The sequence below is a fragment of the Paenibacillus montaniterrae genome, assembly GCF_018403185.1.
Taxonomy (GTDB): Bacteria; Bacillota; Bacilli; order Paenibacillales; family Paenibacillaceae; genus Pristimantibacillus; species Pristimantibacillus montaniterrae.
The window spans coordinates 41,104-65,739 of record NZ_BOSE01000014.1 but is presented as its reverse complement, the minus strand read 5'-3'; the positions used below and the strand labels follow the sequence as shown (position 1 = coordinate 65,739).

The following is a 24,636-nucleotide window of genomic DNA, read 5'->3' as shown; positions in this document are numbered from 1 at the left end:
CTGGGGATTAGCCAAGCGGTAAGGCAACGGACTTTGACTCCGTCATTCCAAGGTTCGAATCCTTGATCCCCAGCCATTTTGCGGAAGTGGCTCAGCGGTAGAGCATCGCCTTGCCAAGGCGAGGGTCGCGGGTTCGATTCCCGTCTTCCGCTCCATAGTCTATGGCGCCATAGCCAAGTGGTAAGGCAGAGCTCTGCAAAAGCTTTACCCCCAGTTCGAGTCTGGGTGGCGCCTCCACAACTATGACCAAGCAGTGAGAAATAAGCAAGACATGCGGCCTTAGCTCAGCTGGATAGAGCGTTTGACTACGAATCAAAAGGTCAGGAGTTCGAATCTCTTAGGCCGCGCCACCTTACCTTGAATGTGGCGGGTAAAGGGAGAGAATCAAATAGCAAGACACACATGCTGGTGTGGCGGAATGGCAGACGCGGCGGACTCAAAATCCGCTTCCGGCGACGGAGTGGGGGTTCAAGTCCCTTCACCAGCACCAACTACATATATTAAGCTCTCAGGATCATGCATCTTGAGGGCTTTTTTTGTATTTCAAGGGCCTCCTTCGGAGTATGAAGGATTAGAATAAGGAATGTTGAACGGTGTCGAAAGAAAAAACTTTAATACTAGCATACGAAAGGAACAAAGAACCAACGATTCTTGAAGGGGCGACTAGTTTGTATGCCGGGCAATAACATTCTCGTTTACACTCATTGACACGTAAACCGGTATCAAGAAAGACAAGCATGATCGCATAATTGCGTTGGCTGTTGAATGATTATTGGTCCGGTTCATTCAGGATCGACTGAAGCTGCTGTTCAATAAAGGTAGGAAGCGCAGGCTTTGTCAGCGTAATTGGCTTCAAACTTTTGGTCAGATTACGATCAAGGATGCCTTCTGAAAACAGAAATTTGAAATAATTGAAAAAGGATGCAGAAGTACCTCGATTCGGATATACTGAAAGCAGCAGATTTAATAACCCGGCCCAGAAGTATGTATCATTTTACGATAAGTAGGTGAGCGTTATCGCTAGTGAAATTGAACCGGTATTGTCCATTCGCGACTTGCGAATGAAATACGACGACCGTTATGTACTGAAAGGAATCGATCTTGACGTATACCCCGGCCAAATTATCGGCTATATCGGGGCGAACGGAGCGGGTAAAAGCACGACAGTCAAAATTATGCTCGGCCTTGTGCAAGGTTATACGGGCGAAGTGAGGCTTTTCGGGCGGGACATCGCCGACGGCGACGTCGGTTACAAGCGCCGGATCGGTTATGTTCCCGAGGTCGCCGAGCTTTACGACAGCTTAACTGCCCGCGAATATTTGACGTTTGTCGGCGAGCTGTACGGACTGGATAACGAACGATGTGACCGGAAGGCAAGGCGGCTCATGGAGCTGTTTCAATTGAAAGATGTGTACGAGGCGCGCATCGCTTCGTTTTCGAAAGGGATGCGGCAAAAAACGATGCTCGTGTCCAGCTTGCTGCACGATCCCGACCTGCTGTTTTTGGACGAGCCGCTAAGCGGTCTGGATGCGAACAGCGTTCTGATCGTGAAGGAACTGATGGCCCAGTTGGCCGCTGAGGGCAAAACGATTTTTTACTCGTCGCATATTATGGAGGTCGTGGAGAAAATAAGCAGCCGCATCGTGCTGCTGGCGGAAGGACAAATCGCCGCCGACGGCACGTTCGAGGAGCTGAAGGAGCGCTCCGAGGAAGGGACGCTGGAGGATATTTTCAATAGGCTGACCGGCTTTCATGAATTTAAGGCGATCGCGGAGCAATTCGTGTCGATCGTTCGGGAGGAGTAGCCTGGATGAACGATTTCGTGATGCTAAAGCTGCTGGATCGGTTTCAGCCGCTATTTGCGAAGCTTGGTGTTGACTATGGTGCGATGCGGCTTATATTGCGGATGAAGCTGACGATGGATCGACGCCGCGCTTCCACGTTGTTCAACGCTTCGAGCGGTGGAGCGGACGCTGAGAAGGAAACGAACCATTTTATCAAATCGATGCTGCTGTACGGTGTGATGGGTTTGCTGATCATGCCGGTGCTGCTGCTCGAACTGCCCCCGTTTTTTAAAATGACGATCGTGTTTGCCCTTTTGATGTTTATGATCATGATGGCGCTCATTTCCGATTTCTCCACTGTGCTGCTCGATTTGCGCGACAAAACGGTGCTGCTGACGAAGCCGGTGGCGCCGCGAACGGTGGCGATGGCCAAGCTCGTTCACATTGTCTTTTATTTGCTCGGCTTATCCGGCGCCTTTGCCGCCGCTCCGCTTGTGGCCATCGCGATTCGTCACGGGCTGCTTCATATGGCGCTGTTTGCCGTCGAGCTGCTCGGCGCGGTCGTGCTCGTGCTTACCTTTACCGCGCTTGTTTATTTGACGATGCTGCGGCTGTTCGACGGGGAGAAGCTGAAGGATATGATCAACTATGCGCAAATCGGCTTTTCCGTGGTGATGATGGTCGGCTATCAGTTTGCAATCCGGTCGTTCGAGTTCGCCAGCCTTGCGCCGGAATTCGAGCCGAAGCTGTGGCAACTGCTCGTGCCTCCGGTCTGGTTCGGGGCTCCGTTCGGCTGGCTGTCAGGCGGAGTCGAAGCGGGAGGCGGCGGCTTTGTCGCAACACTGTCGGCGATGGCGTTTGTGGTGCCGGTGCTGGCTCTCGTCGTGTACGTCAAACTGATGCCGACATTCGAAAACAGTTTACAAAAGCTGTCGCAGGCTGGAGCGGTGCGGACGAAAGGGAAGCGTAGGCTCGGTGATGCGCTGGCACGCGCCTTGACGACTCACGGGGAAGAGCGGACGTTTTTTCAGTTCGCCACTGCGATGATGGGAAAAGAGCGCGAGTTCAAGCTGAAGTCGTATCCGTCGGTTGCGCTCGGTATCGTCTTCCCGGTCATTTATTTGTTTATCGGAGCGGATGGTTTTTCCTTGGAAAGCTTGTCGACGGGACGGGGCTACCTGGCTATTTATTTGGCGATGCTGGCGATTCCTTCGGTCGTCATGATCCTGCGTTATGCTAGCGGCTACAAAGGAGCGTGGATTTACCAGGTTACGCCAGTACGCGATTACGGTCTTGCTCACCGGGGCACGCTGAAAGCTTTTCTGGTCAAGATGTACATGCCGTGCTTCTTGGTGGTCGGCATCTTCATGATCCTCGTCTTCGGGCTGCGCATCGTTCCCGATCTGGCTGTCGCGCTGCTTGCCTCGATGCTGTTTACCGTCATCTGCTGGCTGCCGGTACGCGAAGTTATGCCGTTTTCCGAGCCGTTTCAGACTGGACGAGGCAGCGATGCGCTGATGATCGTGCCGCTTATGCTGCTGCTGGGCGCGTTTGCCGGTGTGCACTACTTGTGCACGTTTTTCGACTTCGGCGTATGGCTGTATGGAGCTGTGCTTGCGGCTTTGAATGTGTGGGTGTGGCGCAACGGGTTTGGTGCCAGGCGGCGCGGAAGTGGTTAAGTTAGGGCTGTGTAGAGCAGAAGAGCCGTAAGGCTGTTCGAGGCTTCATCCGTGACGATATGCATTGATTCATGGCCTTCGGCCAGCCGCTGCAGCGTGGGGATGGACAGGAAATACCGGTCCAGCAGGAGCAGTGCTCCTACGAAGGTGCGAGCGGCGACGAAGGCCTGCTCGATCATGAGAGCTCTGGCGCTGATCGGCGTCACTAGTCCAGCGGAAGATGGTTTTCATGCCGTCCTGCAGGTTGATGAACAAGGGCAGGCAGAACCAAGTGTGCGGAGTGTCCCCAGAATGCTGATGATACCGAACAGATGACCAAAGATATATTCGCCCCTTGGAGACATTTTCGGATTCCTGATGCAACTTCTTCACGCCCGGCATATGCGGTCCTTCCTTGGCCTGCTTTACGCCTTCGCCGACGAATACGATCCGTCCGTGCACACGCAGAAGCGGTAACGACTTCCTGCCAGGCTCGTTCGATTGGGTTATTTTTTTATGCAACCATTTTCATTGAGAACTTTTCACTGTCCAGTTATCAAAGATGTCTTTTATATTTTGTTTATTGATTTGAATCATAAAATATATAGAAGATGAGTAAGTAAAAAAATCTTATAAAGTCATATCAGCGCCCACAAACCTACATTGGTTGTGGTTTTTTTGTTTATAAGGCCAGAAGTTAATCGCTGCTTCATGGATTTTTAGAACAAGAAGTATCAGTCAATGACCATTGACGAACAAATTGACTACGTTATTTTTAGAAAAATGATATAGGATCAGAAGGATAAAGATGGAAGTTAGAGAATTTGTAATTATGAGTCGATAAACCTAGAAAATAGTTCTAAAGGTTTAGAGTGATGAACATTTCAAGGAGGAGATCGAAATGAGAGGGGTGCTGAAGATGAGCAGTAAAAAAGTTGGCGCAAACGCCAAAACGAATATTGAACAACAGGCGGAAAAAAGAGAGAAGCAGGAGAAAGAAGTTGTCGCTAAAATTATCGACAATTATCAAGGGATCGCAGAATCACTTGCCAAGCAGCTTAAACTCAGTACACCGAACCATGATTTGACTACCGGCACCTATCGTGAGGAAGTATGGATGTCGTTATTTGCACAAATTGTGCCGCGAAAATTTTGTCTGGAGCAAGGTGTGTTCATCATCGATTCGGATGGTCAAATCTCAAATGAAGTCGACATTGCCATTTTTGACGAAATGTACACACCTTATATTTTTAATTATGGGAAAATAAAGTTCATCCCAATCGAAGCCGTTGCTGTAGCCGTACAGTGCAAGAGTACGAAGATAAAAGGAGCCAAAGATTGGGCAAAATCGATAGTCAAATTAAAAACATCGTTAAGCTCCATTGTCCGCATTCACAACGGTTTAGTGGACAACAGTTTGGATTTCGCCTATCAAAAGTTTGTCACCGAGCACGCCGGAAAGAAAGGCAACGAACAAGAAAATGCCCGATTCTCGCAGGCAAAGTCCCAAACATCCACAAGGCCTATTTTAATTCTGTGTGCACTTCTCGAGGACGGTGTCACGGAAGCATTAAAGGAGAAAAATAGTCTCTTCGACATCGTCCTGAATGTAGATAAGGAAGGCATACTCACGAAAACGATCCCTGACGAGGAAGCCACCTATCATGAATGGTACAGGAAGCTCAACCATCATGATTGGGACCGATACGGTGAACAAAGCGATAAATATGAAAAAATAGCAGATGTGCAAAAAAGGGTAGAAGGCACGCTATCGATGCTAAGAATCGAAGAAAAACCTGAGACCGTTACCGATACGGAGAACGTCGTGTTATCTCTTACCTTCCAGTTGAACCAAATGCTAATGCTGATTAATAATCCGATCTTCTTCCCGCATCAGGCATATGTGAACATGTTCCGGAAAAATTTGAACAAAAGGCCAAAGAAAGGGGAAGGTCAATGATTCTGGCCATGTACGATGTTAGTGGTATACAGGAATATATTATTTCATCCAGCCGCATGAGGGAGAATATTAGCGCTTCCAGAATTGTCGGGGAGTTATTGAAAGCTTAAGGCTTTGTTCTCTTGCTCTTTGGTGCGAAGCTCTTTCTGCAGCTTGTCTGCCTGGGCGGGAACGCCACCATCGGCCTGCATGCAAGCATCCCGCCAGGCCTCTACCTGCTCGACGTATAACCCTTTTGTCCGGTAGTACTAAGAGGACACGAGTATGATTTTCGACGCTTGATTTCGATTGGGACGAGGAGCATCTGGAAGCAAAGTATCCAGTTTTGTGGGAAAAGTTCGAGACTCTCCATTAACGTAAAATGATAGGTGACATGACATCATCACGTCTTGAAGAATAACTCGAAAAAAGAAGGCGGGCACATGGATTTGGAACTGAATTTCGATAATCTCGAAATAGAAGAAACGGCCTATCACGATTTGAAACGAATTGACCAGAGTACGATACTATTGAATTTCTAAATAGTTTAGGGACAGAGGTCGATCAGCAGCACTAATCGATTATTTCTGTGCGCTTGCAGGTGTCGAACACATCAATGCGTTTACCGTCGGTTATTCTTCTCTATTAAAAAATCTACATATCGTCAAGGCGTTTCCAAATTTGCATTTTCTCAATGTCCATGGAAGTAAAATCACGCCACTGAATGGACTAGTGCTTCTTCCCATAAAACTTCAACATTTAGGCACATAGAGCTTTTCCTTTGTATGTCCTGAAATGCTCCCTGTCAAGTAGACAGACTAAAAAAATCATTCAAGTCCCTTCACCAGCACCAACTACATACACTAAGCTCTCAGGATCACGATCTTGAGGGCTTTTTTTGCGTTTTGTCTAGCACTAAGTTGCTTTGTATTTGCCAGGCGAGATGCCTGTTTGCTTGGTAAAGGTACGAATAAAATTTGAATAATTTTTAAACCCGGATAAATAACATGTATCGGTAACGCTTTGACCTTCAAGTAAGTATTGCTTAGCTAGGGCTATGCGTTTTTCTATAATGTACTGTTGTAAAGTTAGTCCTGTAATCTGTTTGAATTTCCTGCTAATGTACGTCCCATTTAAATATAATTTGTCTGAAAGCATTTTTAGTGTAATGGGTTCAGTAATATTGGTTTCAATTAGCTCAAAAATATCAGAAAGCAGCTTGGGCATAATGTTAGGTGATCGTTCCACTTTATCATTTTGCATCGCTTTATTAACTAAAAGTAACAGTTGAGATATATAGCAACGAGTTAAGATATCATCACCGTATTTATTAGAGTGAATAACCGCTTTAAGCTTTTGCGTTAACATAAGAAATTCGTTTATTTCGGGATCACTTAGAGTTGTAATATGATTTCGTTCTTTTAGATTGCCACTAAAACAACGATGCAAGTCAGTTTGCAGAGTAGAGAGTTGTTCGAGAAAGGGTAGCTTTAGGTTAATTGCAATTCTTTCATATAATGAGGAGTCAAGGCAATCGGCACGATGAAATTCATCGGGACGTATAGTAAGAATATTTCCTCTCGTAAGCTTGTAGCAGGAATGCTCAACATAAAAATTGACATTACCTTGTAAAAATAAATAAATTTCATAGCCATTATGGCGATGAAACACGCTTTTGTAATTGCAACTGCTCATATGCAAGAGGAGTACATCCTCTGTAACAGGATCATAAAGATAGTCTATCATCTATTTTATCTCCCTTAATGAAATAGTCGCTTTACGCAATAAATTATGCTACATCTGCAAGGAAATTTCAATAAAAGATCATTATACTATTGCATAAAGTAGGGAGGGATGAATGTGCAACATAAAATGAAAGTAAAGTGGGGTAGCTTGCAGCGTAAAAATGTAATGATATTATCGGTTTTATTGTTAATACCAGTGTTAATTGTTTCTATCGTCAACTTTAGCATTCTATATACGCGCAATATAAGTACGATAGAAAGCGATTTGACGATTGAATCAGAGCAAAAGCTAGAGCTCATGCGAACTCAATTGGTTTCAATGCACATGTTAATTAATAAGCAAAGGTTGAACCATATATTCTCCACTCGCAATCTGATAGAAGCCGATGAGCATGAAACGTTTTTTGCTATAACTAACGAACTGAAAGATTCAATGCTATCGACATCTTTTTTTAGCAATATTAGCTATTACAATCGCGAAGCGGGATTGGTTTATACGTCTACTACTGTAAAAGCAGTGTCCGAGTTTTTCGGACAAATAAGCCAGCCTTCTTTAACAAGACTTCCATATCATCGTTCCTCGTTGGAATTACAAGCGGCAGGCTTCCATAGCTTGCAGCAAAAAGGCAATCACATACGATCAATTCGCGTTCGTCAAGCTGATGGTGTGGACGGTGTATTGTTTGCGATACCTTTAGAGCTATTAACGGATGCTCCCCCCGCATCCTATTTATTGTTTATCGTATCAGACAAATCGCTATCGAATATATGGGGAGGGAAAGATGGAATTTCCAGTCTTATTACATATAATGACGTACCCATTTATTCATCCGATAATGCTATTAGAGAAGCAATATTTAATGAGGAGTTTTTAGATGGTCAAGAAGACACAATAAGCTCAAGCGGACCTGTGTATACCTATTCACAGGACGGCATTGCTGTAAAGTGGATGTTAGAAAAGAAGCTAATTATGGAACGTCAGTTGCCTATTATATTACTTGAAACATTAGTGACATTTGGAGTAATAACAGTGAGCTTTATATTAGTGCTCTATTTCACCAGAAAAAGCTACGAACCGATCCAACAAATTATTCGACGCTTATCAAGCCCTGCTAACGCTGCGCATGAACGAATGATTGATGAGTTTAAGTACATTAATTATGCGATAGACGATCTAATTAATTCTAAGCAGACGTTAGAGGAATCATCGAAGGAGCTTCATCGCGAACGATATTTATACAAAATATTAGTGAATGATTTAACTCCTGAAAGTTCATTGTACGAAGCATGTCTAGCGGAGGGTATTCGAGTAGATCGACGCTGGTTTGCATGCTTAGTAATGGATAATACTGTTGAAAATAATGATTTGTTTGATATGTTGAGATCTAATGAAGCTAAGGCGATTGAAAAAATAGACTTTTACTCAATCTATATTGAAAAAAATAAATATTTGTTTTTAATCGCATCAGATTGGCAGAAAGAGGAGCTTGAGGTTTGGTTATCCGAGCTTCGCGCCAACGAGGCGAATGTAGTTGTTAGCAACATCGTTGAGGGCGTAAACAATATTCGTAAGGCGTATGAAAGTGTATCTTCTTTTAATGGTACTTTTTCAGATGAATCGGAGCTTTCTCCCAAGTACCCAATACTTGAATTAATGGCGCTGCAAGAAGCAATTGAAACGGAAAATCATAATAAATTAGAATTTTCCATTGATATGATTAAGCAAGCGATCAGTTGTAATAATGAATCGATGCGTGGTGCTATTCTAATGGCTACCTGTACGATTATATGTCGAGGAGATCTTGAGAAGGCGAAGGCTTTAATTAGTGAGCTGTTTATAGCTGATGTTGAGACAACTCATCTGGTGATGGATTCCTGGAAATCCTCATTACTGGATCAAGAAACTGTAGAGAGGGTATCAAGACGCAAGATTCCTCGTAATTTGCACAATATAATCAAATATTTAAACGACAATTATACTTCCCCGAACTTTTCTATTAAATACATGGCGGCAGAATTCGGTACCTCTCCCTCTAATCTGAGTCATCAATTCAAGAAGGCAACAGGACAAACATTATCTAATGTACTTGACGAAATGCGCATCCAGCAAGCTGAGAAGATGCTTGCGGAGGGTGAGCAAATTAATAACGTAGCTAAAAAGCTCGGGTATAGCACAACGCCTGTATTTACTGAAAAATTTAAGCGCTTACGAGGGGTTACGCCAAGTGTGTATCGCAATCGATATCAATATGAAGTAAATGATAGCATCTGATATTTGAAAACCGTCAATTTATTCAATTACGTATATAAATATAAAATTATCCGATGTTTCATTCAAATTTTCGGCGTTTCCATGCTCGATTATGCTACCTAAAATGATTACAAGGCCATTGCTTATATGGCTGAGAAAAATTGAATGAGAAAGGGGACACGTAATATGAAAATGACACAGCTTTTTACAACGGCACTGGCGGGATGCTTAATAACAGTTGCTTTAGCTGGGTGTGCGGGAGGGGGGAATAATGATAATAACAGTTCTAAGAACACGAACCAATCTGCTAGCTCGGAAAAGGTAAAACTAACAGCTTTAGTTGTAAAGCATAGTCTGACTAAAGATGTGAACACGATGCAATGGCTGAATGACCTACAGGATTCTGTTGGTGTTGAAATCGAATGGCAGCAAATTTCAGCGGATTGGGATCAGAAAAAAAGTGTATTATTTGCAAGTGGCGAAATACCAGATCTATTATTTAATGCGACAACTGATGCTGATTATGTGCAATATCAAGGGTTATTTGAGGATTTAAGTCCACTCATAAATGAAAGCGCTACAAATATTAGTCAAATGTTCAACGACCATCCTGAAGCAAAGGTACTCGCTGAAACGATAGATGGGAAAATCTATGGAGTACCAAGATACAGATCGGTATGGCCTGACACAAGTCCGACTATGTTCATTAATAAAACATGGTTGGACAATCTTGGTTTAGAGCTGCCAACTACTTGGGATGAGTTAGAGGACGTTCTTATTGCCTTCCGTGATGGCGATCCGAACCAAAATGGAGACACAACAGATGAGATACCAATGGACTTTGACAAAATAACCTCGTCATATTCTCCCAGATTATTGTTGGGAAGCTTAGGATTACCTTTAAGCAACTATACGCAAAATGGTTATTTTGTTGAAGACGGCATAGTAAAGAACTTTTTGATTGATGATCGATTCAAAACGTTGATGATTTATTTGCAAAAGCTGTATAAAGAAGGATTAATTAATCAGGAAGTTATTACGCAGGACTACTCGAAGTATCAATCATTAGCTCGTGGCGATGGTAATATTGCTAAAGTTGGTTTTACATGGGGATGGGAAAGTGGAGATCGATTCGGTAATGAGCTGCGAAGTCAATACGTTGCACTACCACAGCTAAAGCAGCACTCCGATTCAACTCATGAATTGTACTGGAGCTACGATCATTATCAAATCGGCTACTCAGGCAATGCGGTGGCAATGAGCAGTAAAACGAAGAACAAAGAAGCCGCAATGAAATTCATTGATGCAATGTATGATGAGAAAACAAGTATTGAAGTGTTGTTCGGTGGTATGAATGATACGGACAAGGGAATTAAAGATAATGGTGACGGCACATATCAAGTACTTCCTCCTGCGGATGCGCAGCTTGACCCAGGCACATGGAAGTGGACGAACTCACTTGCCGATATGGGAGCATTCTACATTCGTGATGAGATGAAGCAAAAGTTAACGCTTGGGGAAGACATGCAGCGAGTAGTTGAAGAAAAATCAACGTACGATCAGTTGTTAGCTAAAGCCGATGTAAGAATTAATGTCTATCCACAAGGTTTTATGAAATACAGTCAAGAGGACATCAACATACTTGCAATGAATCAAGCGAACATCAATCATATTACAGATCAGAGCTGGGCGATCTGGATGACAGATGCTAGTAAAGATATTGAAGCGGAATGGAATGACTATGTTAAACAGGTCAACAATGTAGGAATGAAACAAAACCTTGAAATTCGTCAGAAAGCCTATGAGGCGTATTTAGCTCAATTATAATAAGTATGCCTAAAGGATAGGAAGGAGATTTTGCTGTGTATCAAGCAGATGCAAAAGGAAGTAAGCTAAATCTGGCGCGACGTACACGCATTGCTGGTCTATCCATCTGGAGAGATTGGCAGCTTTGGGCAATGTTATTGCCAGCAGCTATCTATATTATCATTTTTTGCTACGGGCCGATGTATGGCTTGCAGTTAGCGTTTCGCGACTATGATTTTAGTAAGGGAATAACAGGCGGTAATTGGGTGGGCTTAAAATATTTTATGCAATATTTTGAGAGCCCAATGTTCTGGCCAACTATGCGCAACACATTTATTATTTCCTTATTTTCGCTTATTTGCGGCTTCCCGATTCCGATTTTGTTGGCAATAGTTATAAATTCCATTCGTAAACAGGCATTTAAGCGAATAGTTCAGACAACGCTCTACTTACCATACTTCATTTCTATTGTAGTAATGGTTGCTCTTCTACAAATCATGCTTTCGCCTACAACGGGGCTGTTTAGCAATGCACTAAAAGCCATGCATCTCATTCCACAGGACATGAATTTATTAGGGAGTTCCTCTGCCTTCGTCTGGGTATATGTTCTATCAGGCATCTGGCAGATGGCTGGCTGGAACAGCATTATTTTTCTTGCAGCTCTATCAGCGGTAGACAGAAACTTATATGATGCGAGTCAAGTAGACGGAGCGAATAAGTGGCAGCAAGTGCGGCATATAGAAATTCCTTCGATCTTACCGACAATTATTATTCTGCTAATTATGAATATGGGAACGATCTTGAGTGTTGGCTTTGAAAAGACATTTCTGATGCAAAATGCACTGAACAAGTCGGTGTCCGAGGTGATTTCCACTTATGTATTTAATGTAGGAATTATGTCCGGACAATTCAGTTTTGGTTCGGCTGTCGGACTGTTTAATACACTTATTAATTTCTTATTTTTGATACTAGCCAATCAGTTAGCAAAACGTGCGGCAAACATTAGCTTGGTTTAAAAGGGTGTGATAATATGAGTAGTCCTAATGTCGGATCATTGCTTCATCAACCCAATGTTGCTGACAAAGCCTTCCACATTGTTGTTGGAATTATAGCAATTTCTGCATTTTTAATTGTCGCTTATCCGTTGTTTTTTATTATAATAGCCTCGTTTAGCGACCCTGCTTTGGTAAGTCAGGGGAAGGTGGTTTTGCTTCCGAAAAATATTAGCTGGTACGGCTATCAGCAGATATTTAAAAATGAGCAAATTTGGATTGGTTACAGAAATACAATCATTTATTCAGTTGTTGGTACATTGCTGAATTTGGCAGTAACCCTTCCAGCCGCATATTCCCTTTCAAGACGAGCATTTCGTCCACGTAAAGTGGTAATGACATTGTTTGTATTTACGATGTATTTTAGTGGTGGTATGGTGCCAACGTATATGCTAGTAAAGAGCTTAAATCTGCTCAATACGCCTTGGATTATGATTGTTATTGGTGCAGTAAGCGTATACAATTTAATTATTACTCGAACATTTTTCGAAAGCTCGATTCCAGACGAACTGTATGAGGCAGCAGTATTAGATGGTTGTTCGCATTTTAGATACTTTGCGACCATTGTATTGCCACTATCCAAAGCAGTAATTGCTGTTATCATGCTTTATTATTTAGTTGGTCACTGGAATAGCTTCTTTTCTCCTTTGCTTTATTTGAACAGCGATTCACTCCAGCCATTACAGATAGTATTACGCAACATTTTACTTTCCAATCAAGCTATGGCGGGAGCAAGTGAAGGAGCAAGCGCTTATGCACAGCAACTCGCAGATCAGATAAAGTACGGTGTTATTATTGTATCTACGATACCAGTGCTTTGCGCGTATCCATTTATTCAAAAGTACTTTGAACAAGGCGTTATGATTGGTGCTGTAAAAGGCTAATCCGCTATGAAAAATACCACCTGGCAGCTAGCAGCCAGGTGGTATTTTTCATAGCGGATTATTCACACCACATTTTAATCCCCTGCAACAGGAGTAGAGGGCGCATCAGTCGCTCGACTGACCTTAAATCCGGAAACGAGCAGGAGGAGCAAAAATCCTACGGCGACGCCCCACAAAACGTAGGCGTTCGAGCTAACCGCATCCAGTCCGCCGAAGTACATCAGTTCCCGCAACCCTCCCGCTGCGAAGCGCAGTGGTGTCCACGAATAGATCCAATCTCGCGTCGTCTGTGTCAAGAACTCAGGAGCCATGTTCAGCAGCGGCATGGAGAAGAACATTAACAGGACGAGCAGAGGCATAGACCGGAATCCGATCCAATTGAGCAATGAAGATTGCAACAAGAAGAACGCTGATCCAGCCAACCATAAGAACAACCAAGTCTCCCTCGCGTTCGCCAGTTCCATGCCGTACCACGAGGAAGCCATCCATACGGTGAAGCCCGACGCTATGCAGGCGGTCGCAAGTCCTACGATAGCTTGCAGCACGTTCACTGTCCATCTCCTTGAACCCGCGGCGACCGCCTTCTGGCTAGCGAGGAACAAAACTATCCCGGTCACCAGACTGCCGATCCACATGATCTGGGTCAGTAACCCCGGCGCATTCCCCGACGCATTATTCACTCCCGGTGGATGCACGACTTCCTCCTGAACGGTCACCGGTGTCATTAAAGCTGCAGCCGATTCAACAGGAATTTGCTCCGTTTGCTGTCCGATCTGCTCGAGCAGCAGCTGCAACAGTTCCTCGCTTATCATTTGCATCGCTTGCCTCATAGCCTGTCTTACGACCAACGAGGCTTGGCTGTTCATCCCTTCGTTGGCGATGATCTTCACATTAGGATGAATCGGCGAGGGGGTGGCTAACGAGAGCAAACCGCTGCTCAGATCCGCCGGAATGACCATCACTCCGTAATATTCGCGGTTATCCAGCCCTTCCCGAGCCGTTTCCTCGGAATCCACGAGATGCCAGACGAACGGCATTGCCGGGTCTGACAGCAACTTTTCCCGAATCATTTCTCCAACCGAAATCGTTCCTCCTGTTGGAAGTTCCGCCGGCTGGTCAAGGACAACGAGGGCCACCGGGAGCTCCTTAGGCTTCGATCCAAGCACCGACCCCATCATCGCTACCCCGAATACGATCAACACGATCAGGACGAGCGCTAATCCAAGCCACATCATTTTTTGTGTCAGTATTTTCATGATCCTCTCCCCATCGTCGTACTCGTGAAGCGAAAGACATCGCCGAAATGAAATTCGGCGATGTCTTTCTTTAGATTCAGCTGCAAAATCTAACTTCAAAATCTACTATTCGTATTTTTTCGTTTTTCTTCCGGCAAAATGGCCTCGATTACGTCCCAATGCTCCGCGATCTTTCCATCCTGTACGCGGAACAAATCGTAGAAGGCAGTAGGTTGACCATCAAATAGACCTTCACTCACGGCAAGAACAAAATCACCTTGTCCAATGACTTGATGGACATGCGTATATTGAAACTCAACTTTTCTTTGCTTCAGCGCCTGCAAAGCAGCGTAAAGACCAGAAAGGCCGTCTGCAATATGTGGACTATGCTGAATGTAGCTATCTCCATCAAAGTAAGTGTGAAGCAAGTCAGGGTTCTTCCCGAGCAAGATGTTCTCTACATAGCTTTTGACAAATGCTTTGTTGGCCTCCGTCTTGTCGATATCCTTAATCGTCACCGGTCCGTCAATCATCGTATGATTGCTTGGTGTTTTCTCCACCATCTCCTGCAAATTATCCCAATGTTCAACGATGAGTCCATTCTCAAAACGGAAGATATCAAATACGATTTTAGGGCCGTGAAAATCATATACAGAATGTAGTGCCACAACATTTCCGTCGACTAAAGTCCGCTTAATGCTTACCTTAGTACCAATCTCTTTTAAATGATCCAGTGCGCCAAGCATGGCGTCACGACCGTCGATTAAAGCCTGGTTGTGCTGAATATATTGATCTGGATGAACGTAAGCCGTAATCGCTTCGGGGTTGCCGCTCTCGAAGCTTTCCAGGACGGCGACTGCCTTGCGAACAAGCTCATTTTGCTGGTTAGATGTCATTGAAATATCCTCCTTGGAAATTTTTTGGTCATTAGATAAATAATGAACAGTACGTTGTTTATTTATCTGATGCTCATTATAATAGAGGTTAATATAACACTCAATATTCAATATTTTTAGTTATGATGGATAACAGACAACTAATAAAACGTTGTCGCTTAACGACCTAAAAAATTTGGGGGAATGAAAATAATGAATAAGAAAACCGACTTAAGAATACTGCGCACGAAACAGTCGATTCGAAAGGCGTTTTATGAGCTTATTCAGGAAAAAGGATACGAGGCGATAACGGTTCAGGATATTGCCGATCGGGCTATGATCAATCGAAATACGTTTTATCTCCACTACCAAAACAAGCCTGATTTATTAGATACATGTATGAATGAACTGTTAAGCGATTTAAAGGACGCCATTCTTCTTTGTCCGATCAGCATGAATCCTTTCAGCATTTCTCTACTCGAGACGGTTATGCAAACTGTACTGGAGCATATTTCTCTAAATATGATTTTTTACCGTTCCATGTTAATTGAAGAGAATCGAATCTATCCGTTTCAAGCGAAAATGGAGCATATCGTTAAAGATAAATTAATTGAGGGGTGGAAACTTGACCAGCAAAACTCCCCATTAGCGATATCCAAGGAATTGCTGATCGAATACCTCGGATCTGCTTTTATGGGAATTGTAATTTGGTGGATTAAAAACGATAAGCCCCTTTCTGCAAGTGAGGTTTCAGCTCAGTTTAGTAAAATCGTTGCCTATGGGCACTTAAGAGCTGCCGGCATCGACGTAGAGGAATAAAATCAGCGAGAGTAGAGGTGGAGGAGGAGAAACACTAAGTGAGATTGACATATCGCAAAATGTAGATATAATAAAAGGCATGGATCCAATTGAAGTGTTCAAAGCGTTGTCTAACGAGTCGAGATTACAAATTTTACAGTGGCTTAAGGAGCCCGAAAAACATTTTGTGCCCCATGAAGGAGTGGATATGAGGAAAATCGGGGTGTGTGTCAGTCAAGTGACGGATAAGTTGAACATGACACAGTCGACAGCGTCACAGTATTTGTCCATTCTACAACGGGCCGGATTGATTCGAACCGAGCGGATTGGCAAGTACACGTACTACAAGCGAGACGAAGAGAAGATCAGCGAGTTGGCTGCATATTTGAACCAGAAACTCTAATCTAAACTGAATACCTCAAACGTATTCAGTTTTTTTTGATCAAACATATCGACATATTACGATATGTATATTCGTTGAACGGGTCCTCATATTGATAACTATTAAATAACAAAAAGGAGAAGTGAATGCATTGTCTAATACGTGGAAAGTCTATTTATTGGCATTAGTTACTTTTTTGGTGGGTACATCAGAGTACGTTATTTCCGGCATTTTGGATAAGATCTCGGATACAATGGGGATTTCCGTTACTTCTGCGGGGCAGTTAGTCACGATTTTTTCCTTTGTATACGCGATTGGCACCCCGATTCTTATGGCGTTGACTGCTAAGGTGGAAAGACATAAACTGCTGGTTTGGGCGCTAGGCATCTTCGTAATTGGGAATATACTGTCATTCGCTTTGCCTGGCTACGCATCGTTTCTCGCAGCTCGCGTCATCATGGCTCTAGGCGCGGGAATGGTCGTGGTAACCGCTTTGGACATCGCCGCGAAAATTGCCGCCCCAGGCAAACAAGCCAGCGCGATTGCTACAGTGGTGATGGGCTTTACCGCTTCCTTGATTATCGGCGTGCCGCTTGGACGTATCGTTGCAGCTCAACTCGGATGGAAAGCTGTTTTTGGTATATTGGCACTAGCCGGTCTGGCGGCTATGTTCGTTCTGTACGCCATCATCCCTCGAGTTCAAGGCGATAAACCGATTCCGCTGTCAAAACAACTTGCCTTCTTGAAAAACGGAAACGTAGCGCTAGGGCTGGCGATTACCTTTTTCTGGCTTGGTGGATACTCGATCGCCTACACCTACATTTCACCGTATCTACTTAATGTTGCCAGATTGAAGGAAGGGATACTGAGCGGAGTGCTTTTGGCTTTCGGCATCGCTAGCCTGCTCGGATCGAAATTCGGAGGTTTCAGCACGGATAAATGGGGCGTATTCCCGACGCTGTCAGGGGGAATGCTCTTGCATGTCATAGCGCTGCTTCTCCTATCACTAACTGTTACCTATACGCATTCGTGGCTGCCGATCGTCATCCTCCTGATCTTATGGTCGTTTGCGGCATGGTCCTCCGGTCCAACGCAACAAGTCAATCTGGTTCGGATTGAACCGAATTATTCTGGAATTATGCTGAGCCTGAACCAATCCATGATGCAATTGTCCATGGCTGCGGGTGCTGCAATTGGAGGCGTGATGGTCGACCGTGTGTCTTTGTCATCCATTACATGGGTCGGGATGGTTGGAGTCGCTATTGCGATCGTGGTGGTGTCGTTCTTGAGGATGCGAATGAGTGCCGGCCGTCAACGTACCGCAGAGTATTCCGGATAAGTTGCCATTTTAAAAGCCAAAGGGAGCGTTGAACTAAAGCGATCCCTTTGGCTTGTTTATCCTCTTGTGTTTTCCTTGTTCGCTGTCCCTGCACATTGGCTAGAACTACTCCAGAAAGGATGAGAACTTGCGTTAAGGTAATCGAGGCTGCAATCATGCGTTTCATTGAGGTGAAGCAGCATCCCGATTAGAACGAAGGAGACCACATAAACGGTGTCGCGGAACGTAATCTTCGCCAAAGCGTAAGACAAAGTTGCTCCAGTAAAGGGCTGCGCAAAACAAGAGAAGCAAATAAGTTTGCGAGCAGCGGTGAAGTAGATGTCACAATCCGACATTCATAACTTAGTTTGTTTAATAGACAAACTAAGTTATGAATGTTATCATTACACCAAGACAACCTAAACTTTTCCTCATACATTTTAAAGGAGGCTAAAGCCATCATGGATCAAAATGTTAAGCAGGCGACGATACTTAAAGGAGAAACCTCGCTTGGGATTGAATTTGGATCTACAAGAATTAAGGCTGTACTGATTGATTACAATTTTGAAATAATCGCTTCCAGCACTTATGAATGGGAAAATCAATTGATTGACGGTTATTGGACTTACAATTTCAACGAAATAATCAATGGGTTGCAAGAAACCTATCACCTATTAAAGCAAGAAATTGAAAATAATTATGGCGTAATCCTGCAAAAAATCGGTTCAATCGGATGTTCTGCTATGATGCAGGGCTATATTGTACTTGACCAAGCAGGCGAGCCATTGGTTCCATTTCGTACATGGCGCAATATTACAACGAGTACAGCTGCATCGGTGCTAACCGAGAAATTCCAATTTAAAATTCCTCAGCGCTGGAGCATCGCACATTTGTATCAAGCGATTTTAAACGATGAAGATCATATCACTAGCATAGATTATCTTACAACGTTGTCGGGTTACGTACATTGGCTGTTGACTGGCAGCAAGGCACTTGGAATAGGGGATGCTTCTGGTATGTTTCCAATCGATGAATCTGCACAGCAATATAATGAAAAAATGATGAAGCAATTCGACGAACTAATTGCCGATAAAGGCTACCCGTGGAATCTCAAAGATATTTTGCCTAAGGTTCATACCGCGGGTGAGCATGCCGGGTATCTCACTGAAGCAGGTGCAAGGCTATTAGATCCATCAGGCAGCTTGCAAAATGGCATTCCGCTATGTCCCCCAGAAGGTGATGGCGCAACAGGCATGGTTGCTACGAATAGCGTTAAAAAGCGTACCGGTAATATCTCCGTAGGCACATCGATTTTTGCGATGTTTGTACTGGAGAAAGATTTATCTACGGTGTATCCTGAGATTGACATCATGTCAACACCTGATGGCAGCCCCGTCGGTATGACTTTTGCTAACAACTGCTCCAGCGATATTAATGCATGGGTCAGATTGTTTTGCGAATCTTATGAAGCAATGGGAATAAAACCTGATACAAACCAGATATTCAGTGTATTGTTCAATAAAGCACTGGAAGCTGACGCCGACGGAGGTGGCTTGCTAAGCTACGGCTACTATTCAGGCGAGAGCATTACCGGGCTAGCACAAGGTCGTCCACTGTTCGTTCGTTCCCCAGAAAGCCGCTTCAATTTGGCTAACTTTATGAGAACACATTTTTATACCGCATTTGCTGCGCTAAGGCTCGGAATGGATATTTTGACACTGAAAGAGCATATAACGATTGATGGTATTTTGGCACATGGCGGGTTGTTCAAAACGCCCCTTGTCGGTCAAAAAATGTGTGCCGCAGCACTGAATGTTCCTGTTTCGGTCATGTCTACAGCTGGAGAGGGTGGCGCATGGGGGATGGCAATTTTGGCATCCTATATGATTAACAAGGAACAGCACGAGAGCTTGGTAGATTATCTTACCACTAAAGTATTTAATGATGCAGAAGTACAAGAGGTTTACCCAGACAGCGCAGATGTGGATGGCTTTGCTTTGTTTATGGAGCGATACACAGAAGGGCTGGTAATTGAGCAGGCGGCGGTAGATTATTTTGTAGAAAACTGGAAGAAATGATACCCAACAAAAGCAACCTCCTGGAACAATGCGCGCCGGATGGCAATCATCCGCAAAGCATAAGTGTTCGACTTTCTGGCTTGGTGGATACTCGATCGCCTACACCTACATTTCACCATATCTACTTAATGTTGCCGGATTGAAGGAAGGGATAATGAGCGGAGTGCTGTTGGCTGTTGGCTTTCGGCATCGCTAGCCTGCTCGGATCGAAATTCGGCGGTTTCAGCACGGATAAATGGGGCGTATTCCCGACGCTGTCAGGGGGAATGCTCTTGCACGTCATAGCGCTGCTTCTCCTTTCTCTAACCGTTACCTATACGCATTCGTGGCTGCTGCACCTGATTGAAACCGACTATCATGCATCATCTTCTGCTTTTCGGAAGATGATGCATGATTATAGGTATCAAAACAAATACGCCCTTTACATTTGAACGATATGGTGCTAATATTGATTTCGATAGTTATAGAACTGCAGAAGATGTGCGGGGAGGTGGATACAGTGGGAGAAAATCAAGAAGATATCGGGCAAGCGGTTAAAGTGTACAAAGCTTTGGGGGAGCCAACCCGCTTGAAAATCGCTTTACTGCTCGCGAAGGAGAGTAATTTATGCTTCACGGCTGTCGGCGAAAGGCTTGAAACGGTTGCAGGCTCGACGCTATCGCATCATTTAAAGCAATTGACGGACTCTGGCTTGATTGATTCTCGCAAGAATGGATCGTTTATTCACTATAACGTCAATCGAAAAGTAGCGGAAAAATTTGCGCCATTTTTGTTGGCGTAATTTTTTTCAAAATCATTTCTATATTTTTAGAACAGTAGAAACGATGGAATTCATTATCCCTAATCCAATATTAAGAAGGAGAGAATAGCTATGAGCGGTATAAGCAGTCAAACAAATACAATGGAGATTGGAATGAGCACCTTTCTCCATGCAAATCCCGGAAATGGCGGTGTCTCGCATGCCGAGAGGCTGCGCCAAGCAATCGAAGAAATCCAATTGGCAGATCAGGTCGGCCTTGACGTCTATGCCATCGGCGAGCATCATCGGATCGAATACACAAGCTCCTCGCCAGCTGTCATTCTGGCAGCAGCTGCAGCTACAACGAAGCGGATCCGGCTCTCGAGCGCTGTAACGGTGCTATCTTCAGACGATCCGGTGCGGGTATATCAGGACTTTGCAACGTTGGACGGTCTGTCGAATGGGCGAGCGGAGATCATGGCCGGACGGGGTTCGTTCATCGAATCGTTCCCACTATTCGGCTATGACCTGAAAGATTATGAGGAATTGTATGAAGAGAAACTGGAACTGCTGTTGAAGATTCGCGCATCCGAAAAGGTGACCTGGCGTGGCGGTCATCGCCCGGCGATTGACAGCATGGGCGTCTATCCCCGTGCACAGCAGGAGCCTTTGCCTGTCTGGATCGGCACAGGGGGCAGCCCGGAATCGGCTGTTCGGGCCGGCTTGCTGGGACTTCCGATTGTCTTCTCTATTCTAGGCGGAGCGCCGCAAAGATTCGCACCTTTAGTGGAGCTTTATAAAGAAGCCGCTGTGAGAGCCGGTCACGATCCGAATAAGCTGCAAATTGCTACACATTCGCATGGCTTTATTGCGAATACGACACAAGAGGCAGCTGAGCGGTATTACCCTGTCATGGCTGGTCAAATGAACCACATTGGACGGGAACGAGGCTGGTCTACCTATACACGAGACTCGTACGACTCAGCCCGCAGTCTTCACGGCGCTCTTTACGTCGGAGATCCCGAATACGTCGCAGAAAAAATCGTGCTGCTCCATAAGAACCTTGGCTTGACTCGCTTTATGATGTACAACGATTTTAGTTCGCTGCCGCATCGCGACTTGCTGCGGACGATTGAGCTTCTAGGCACCAAAGTAGCACCGATTGTCCGAAAGGAGCTCGCCCGCCAGGCGTCTGGACATAACGACTAAAGCAGAGGCCGGACGCTTGAAACGGGGAGGCTTGATTAGGCCGAGAAATGAAACCGGCGAATGGAGCACTCATTTTTTTGTTTATGATTTCGATAGATTTAGAAATATAGAATTAAAAGAGGAGAAACTTATGAGAAATTCATGGAAAATTTATATTTTAGCGATTGTCAGCTTTTTAGTCGGAACTTCAGAGTTCGTGATTGCGGGGATTTTGGATATGCTTGCAAGTGATATTGGAGTGTCGGTAGCGGCGGCCGGGCAGTTGATTACGGTCTACTCACTTGCTTATGCAATCGGCACCCCGATTCTTATTGCACTTACGGCAAAAATGGATCGAAGAAAGCTTATGCTGTCGGCTTTGGGATTATTTTTCGTCGGGAACTTGATCACTGTCACTACGACAGGCTACGTCATGCTGCTTGGAGCAAGAATTATTTTGGCTTTCAGCACAGGGGTATTTATGGTCGTCGCCCTGACGGTTGCCGCTAAAATATCTCAACCTGGAAAACAGGGCAGCGCTATTGCCACGGTTCTGGTGGGCTTTAACCTCGCACTTATTCTAGGGGTTCCGCTTGGAAGAATCATTGCGGGCTCACATGATTGGAAAATCATCTTCACGGGAGTCGGAGCCCTGAGCTTGATCGCGATGCTGGTCCTTTTGCTGACGATTCCGAAATCGGAAGGAGAGGCTCCCGTTCCTATTCGGGAACAGCTTGCCTTATTAAAAAGTCCCCGAATCTCTGTCGCGCTTTCCATCAGTTTTTTCTGGATACTAGGCTATACGATGCTGTACACCTATATAACGCCGTTTCTTCTGGATATTACGGGGATGAGTGAAGGGATGGTAAATGTCGGGTTGTTTGCGTTTGGGCTGGCCAGTCTCATAGGCTCCCAAGCAGGCGGCTACGGTGCAGATAAATGGGGTATTCCCCGTACGATGATTGGAGGCTTGCTCTTTCACTCAGGAATATTATTATTACTGACGGCGTTCTCCCATTCGTCCATGATTGTGTTGCCTTTGCTTATGTTATGGTCCTTTTTCGCTTGGTCAACGGGACCGGTTCAACAAGTTTATTTAATCGGCATGGCTCCCCAGGCTTCGGGGATCATCCTGAGTTTGAATAATTCTATGGTGCAGTTGGGCATGGCTGTAGGGGCTGTAATTGGAGGCATCGTTGTAGAAAGCATCTCGCTAGCATCAGTTGGTTTGTTTGGCGGAGCTTTCGTTGCCATTGGACTGATCCCGGCTATTATTTCATTATCCGTGCGTCGCCGATCTGCAACTGCGGAACGAAACAGAACGTAAAGTACCTTCTTTCTCAGAAATGACAATACCGCCTAAGCGTTATTCAACAACGCTTAGACGGTATTGTTATATTAATTCGTAATATTTCCGCACCAGCGAGCGATTCCTTCATTTATGGTTTGCATTGGATTTGGATCAGATAGAGAAATCGCCCAGGCAATATGTCCATCCGGCCGAATAAGCGCGGTGTGGACGTCGTTCCAAGCCGTGTCTGCCTCAGCCAAAGAGGCATGTACAACTTGAAGGTTGTTATACGTTTCCCATTGACCGCTATTCTGTTCATTAGAATGGAATTGCAACAGTAGAAAAGTACCTTTGTGCAGGAGCGGATAGGAGTTAATCAATTGCCCATCTTTCAGCTTTAAGCTGAGATCCTTGAACCGTTTCCCGTTTAAAGGATGGGAAGGTGCTTCGGCGTCGGGTGCATAATGTACATCCATGGCGGAAACCTGTGCAGCGATTTGATAATTAGCCTCCGGTATTCGAATCAAATTAGCCAGCATGCTTCGCAGTTCTGTGATGGTAGGAGTCGCGTCCAGAAGCATGGTTTGGACTTCGGTATTCCGAAGCAAGGCCGTATTCCATGGGAAACGTTCGGTATGATAACTGTCCAGTAGCCAGCCCGGAGCCCAGCCTTTGATTGCTCCTGCAAGCTTCCAGCCTAAATTCATTGCTTCTTGTAAGCCAACGTTCATTCCCTGTCCACCAGCCGGAAAATGAATGTGCGCCGAATCTCCCGCCAAAAACAATCGACCATTCCGATAGCGTCCCGCTTGCCGCGTCGCATTTCCGAAACGGGACATCCATTTCACATCGTTCAATCCCAGGTCGCTTCCGGTCGTGCGGATGAGCGATGAACGAAACTCTTCCAATGTAACGGGCTCATCCTTAGAGATGTTACGTCTCTCCATATCGATAATTAAGACCCGATAGATATGATCATTGATCGGCATGATGCTGACCAAGCCTTGTTCTGTAATCCGGGATATGACACTCATAGGAGCCAAATCAGATAGAACGGCATCCCCCAAAATAGCTGTGAAGGTCGCGTCTGTACCTTCAAACGATATATTGGCATGCTTGCGAACCAAGCTTTTGGCTCCATCCGTACCTACCACATAAGCAGCTCGTAACGTTGTTTCTCCATTAGGACCGGCGATCTTAACATCGACGCCATCCGCATCCTGATGCACAGATAGTGCCTCGACCTCTCTCCAGACCTCTGCACCAAGGCCAAGCGCCCATTCCTCCAGCACCTTCTCCGTCTCACTCTGTGGTAAAAAGAGAGTATGATTGGAGGAAGAATCCAATGCCGAGAAATCCAAAGGAGTTTCTAATCCTGCAAAATGTCCTCTTGAAAGTAAGCGGCCTTTACTGATTAATTGTGATTTCACCCCACGCATATCTAATATTTCAAGAGTTCGTGGATGCACGGTAAGCGCACGTGAATATGGGGTTGTCTCTTTTAATCGCTCAATGACGCATACCTTTACACCGGCTAATGCCAACTCTCCAGCCAGCATCATGCCGACAGGTCCGCCACCGATCAGAATGACTTCATATTTCATATCAATAAC

19 protein-coding genes, 5 tRNA genes and 1 pseudogene are annotated in these 24,636 nt (G+C 44.9%); 20 read left to right on the top strand and 5 right to left on the bottom strand.

Annotated features, from left to right (window positions below; genetic code table 11):
• Position 1: 1 nt before the first annotated feature.
• The 7 genes from KJS52_RS24915 to KJS52_RS24885 all read left to right on the top strand — a co-directional run bounded on the left by KJS52_RS24915 (position 2) and on the right by KJS52_RS24885 (position 3,463).
• Positions 2–76 (top strand) — tRNA-Gln (locus tag KJS52_RS24915).
• Between the two features lie 4 nt (positions 77–80).
• Positions 81–155 (top strand) — tRNA-Gly (locus tag KJS52_RS24910).
• Between the two features lie 8 nt (positions 156–163).
• Positions 164–237, top strand: a tRNA-Cys gene (locus KJS52_RS24905).
• Positions 238–273: 36 nt separating this feature from the next.
• Positions 274–350 (top strand) — tRNA-Arg (locus KJS52_RS24900).
• Between the two features lie 54 nt (positions 351–404).
• Positions 405–490, top strand: a tRNA-Leu gene (locus KJS52_RS24895).
• A gap of 571 nt (positions 491–1,061) precedes the next feature.
• Entirely contained in the window at positions 1,062–1,805 is a 744-nt protein-coding gene (locus tag KJS52_RS24890; protein WP_213520119.1) for an ABC transporter ATP-binding protein, read from the top strand.
• A 5-nt stretch (positions 1,806–1,810) separates the two neighbouring features.
• A complete protein-coding gene (locus tag KJS52_RS24885; RefSeq protein WP_213520003.1) occupies positions 1,811–3,463 on the top strand; it encodes a hypothetical protein in 1,653 nt (550 codons plus the stop codon).
• Here the strand turns inward: KJS52_RS24885 and KJS52_RS24880 are convergent.
• Positions 3,460–3,669: a hypothetical protein gene (locus tag KJS52_RS24880; protein ID WP_213520001.1), complete on the bottom strand. Its 210-nt coding sequence runs from the start codon at positions 3,667–3,669 to the stop codon at positions 3,460–3,462. The genes KJS52_RS24885 and KJS52_RS24880 overlap by 4 nt on opposite strands.
• Before the next feature lie 674 nt (positions 3,670–4,343).
• Here KJS52_RS24880 and KJS52_RS24875 point away from each other — a divergent pair.
• Positions 4,344–5,402, top strand: coding sequence for a DUF6602 domain-containing protein (locus KJS52_RS24875; RefSeq protein ID WP_213519999.1), 1,059 nt, complete (start codon positions 4,344–4,346; stop codon positions 5,400–5,402).
• A gap of 894 nt (positions 5,403–6,296) precedes the next feature.
• On the opposite strand, the gene KJS52_RS24870 is transcribed toward KJS52_RS24875, so the two are convergent.
• Positions 6,297–7,127, bottom strand: coding sequence for a helix-turn-helix domain-containing protein (locus KJS52_RS24870; RefSeq protein WP_213519997.1), 831 nt, complete (start codon positions 7,125–7,127; stop codon positions 6,297–6,299).
• 114 nt (positions 7,128–7,241) lie between these two features.
• Between KJS52_RS24870 and KJS52_RS24865 the strand changes: the two genes are divergently transcribed.
• The 4 genes from KJS52_RS24865 (at position 7,242) to KJS52_RS24850 (ending at position 13,119) form a co-directional block, all read left to right on the top strand.
• Positions 7,242–9,398: a helix-turn-helix transcriptional regulator gene (locus KJS52_RS24865; protein WP_213519995.1), complete on the top strand. Its 2,157-nt coding sequence runs from the start codon at positions 7,242–7,244 to the stop codon at positions 9,396–9,398.
• A 165-nt stretch (positions 9,399–9,563) separates the two neighbouring features.
• Entirely contained in the window at positions 9,564–11,204 is a 1,641-nt protein-coding gene (locus KJS52_RS24860; protein ID WP_246563932.1) for an extracellular solute-binding protein, read from the top strand.
• 35 nt (positions 11,205–11,239) lie between these two features.
• On the top strand, positions 11,240–12,199 hold the full coding sequence (locus KJS52_RS24855) for an ABC transporter permease (RefSeq protein ID WP_306433598.1): 960 nt from the start codon (positions 11,240–11,242) through the stop codon (positions 12,197–12,199).
• A gap of 14 nt (positions 12,200–12,213) precedes the next feature.
• Complete coding sequence (locus KJS52_RS24850; RefSeq protein ID WP_213519993.1) at positions 12,214–13,119, top strand: carbohydrate ABC transporter permease; 906 nt, start codon at positions 12,214–12,216, stop codon at positions 13,117–13,119.
• A 74-nt stretch (positions 13,120–13,193) separates the two neighbouring features.
• On the opposite strand, the gene KJS52_RS24845 is transcribed toward KJS52_RS24850, so the two are convergent.
• Positions 13,194–14,375, bottom strand: a complete 1,182-nt coding sequence (locus KJS52_RS24845) for a YhgE/Pip domain-containing protein (protein ID WP_213519991.1) — start codon at positions 14,373–14,375, stop codon at positions 13,194–13,196.
• A gap of 95 nt (positions 14,376–14,470) precedes the next feature.
• Positions 14,471–15,250, bottom strand: coding sequence for a nuclear transport factor 2 family protein (locus tag KJS52_RS24840; protein ID WP_213519989.1), 780 nt, complete (start codon positions 15,248–15,250; stop codon positions 14,471–14,473).
• Between the two features lie 192 nt (positions 15,251–15,442).
• On the opposite strand from KJS52_RS24840, the gene KJS52_RS24835 reads away from it, so the two are divergent.
• The 8 genes and pseudogenes from KJS52_RS24835 (at position 15,443) to KJS52_RS24800 (ending at position 23,059) form a co-directional block, all read left to right on the top strand.
• The gene (locus tag KJS52_RS24835) at positions 15,443–16,048 is read left to right on the top strand and encodes a TetR/AcrR family transcriptional regulator (protein WP_213519987.1); all 606 of its coding nucleotides are present in this window, start codon (positions 15,443–15,445) and stop codon (positions 16,046–16,048) included.
• 79 nt (positions 16,049–16,127) lie between these two features.
• Positions 16,128–16,430 (top strand): ArsR/SmtB family transcription factor, encoded by a 303-nt coding sequence (locus KJS52_RS24830; RefSeq protein WP_213519985.1) that lies wholly within the window; start codon positions 16,128–16,130, stop codon positions 16,428–16,430.
• A 130-nt stretch (positions 16,431–16,560) separates the two neighbouring features.
• On the top strand, positions 16,561–17,748 hold the full coding sequence (locus tag KJS52_RS24825) for an MFS transporter (protein ID WP_213519984.1): 1,188 nt from the start codon (positions 16,561–16,563) through the stop codon (positions 17,746–17,748).
• Between the two features lie 440 nt (positions 17,749–18,188).
• Complete coding sequence (locus tag KJS52_RS24820) at positions 18,189–19,805, top strand: xylulokinase (RefSeq protein WP_213519983.1); 1,617 nt, start codon at positions 18,189–18,191, stop codon at positions 19,803–19,805.
• A 73-nt stretch (positions 19,806–19,878) separates the two neighbouring features.
• A pseudogene (locus tag KJS52_RS24815) lies at positions 19,879–20,137 on the top strand (MFS transporter); the annotation flags it as partial.
• A 167-nt stretch (positions 20,138–20,304) separates the two neighbouring features.
• On the top strand, positions 20,305–20,586 hold the full coding sequence (locus tag KJS52_RS24810; protein ID WP_213519982.1) for an ArsR/SmtB family transcription factor: 282 nt from the start codon (positions 20,305–20,307) through the stop codon (positions 20,584–20,586).
• 90 nt (positions 20,587–20,676) lie between these two features.
• The gene (locus KJS52_RS24805; RefSeq protein ID WP_373871390.1) at positions 20,677–21,753 is read left to right on the top strand and encodes an LLM class flavin-dependent oxidoreductase; all 1,077 of its coding nucleotides are present in this window, start codon (positions 20,677–20,679) and stop codon (positions 21,751–21,753) included.
• 130 nt (positions 21,754–21,883) lie between these two features.
• Complete coding sequence (locus KJS52_RS24800; RefSeq protein ID WP_213519981.1) at positions 21,884–23,059, top strand: MFS transporter; 1,176 nt, start codon at positions 21,884–21,886, stop codon at positions 23,057–23,059.
• A gap of 71 nt (positions 23,060–23,130) precedes the next feature.
• Here KJS52_RS24800 and KJS52_RS24795 read toward each other — a convergent pair whose 3' ends face one another.
• Positions 23,131–24,627, bottom strand: a complete 1,497-nt coding sequence (locus KJS52_RS24795) for a monooxygenase (RefSeq protein ID WP_213519980.1) — start codon at positions 24,625–24,627, stop codon at positions 23,131–23,133.
• Between the last annotated feature and the right edge of the window lie 9 nt (positions 24,628–24,636).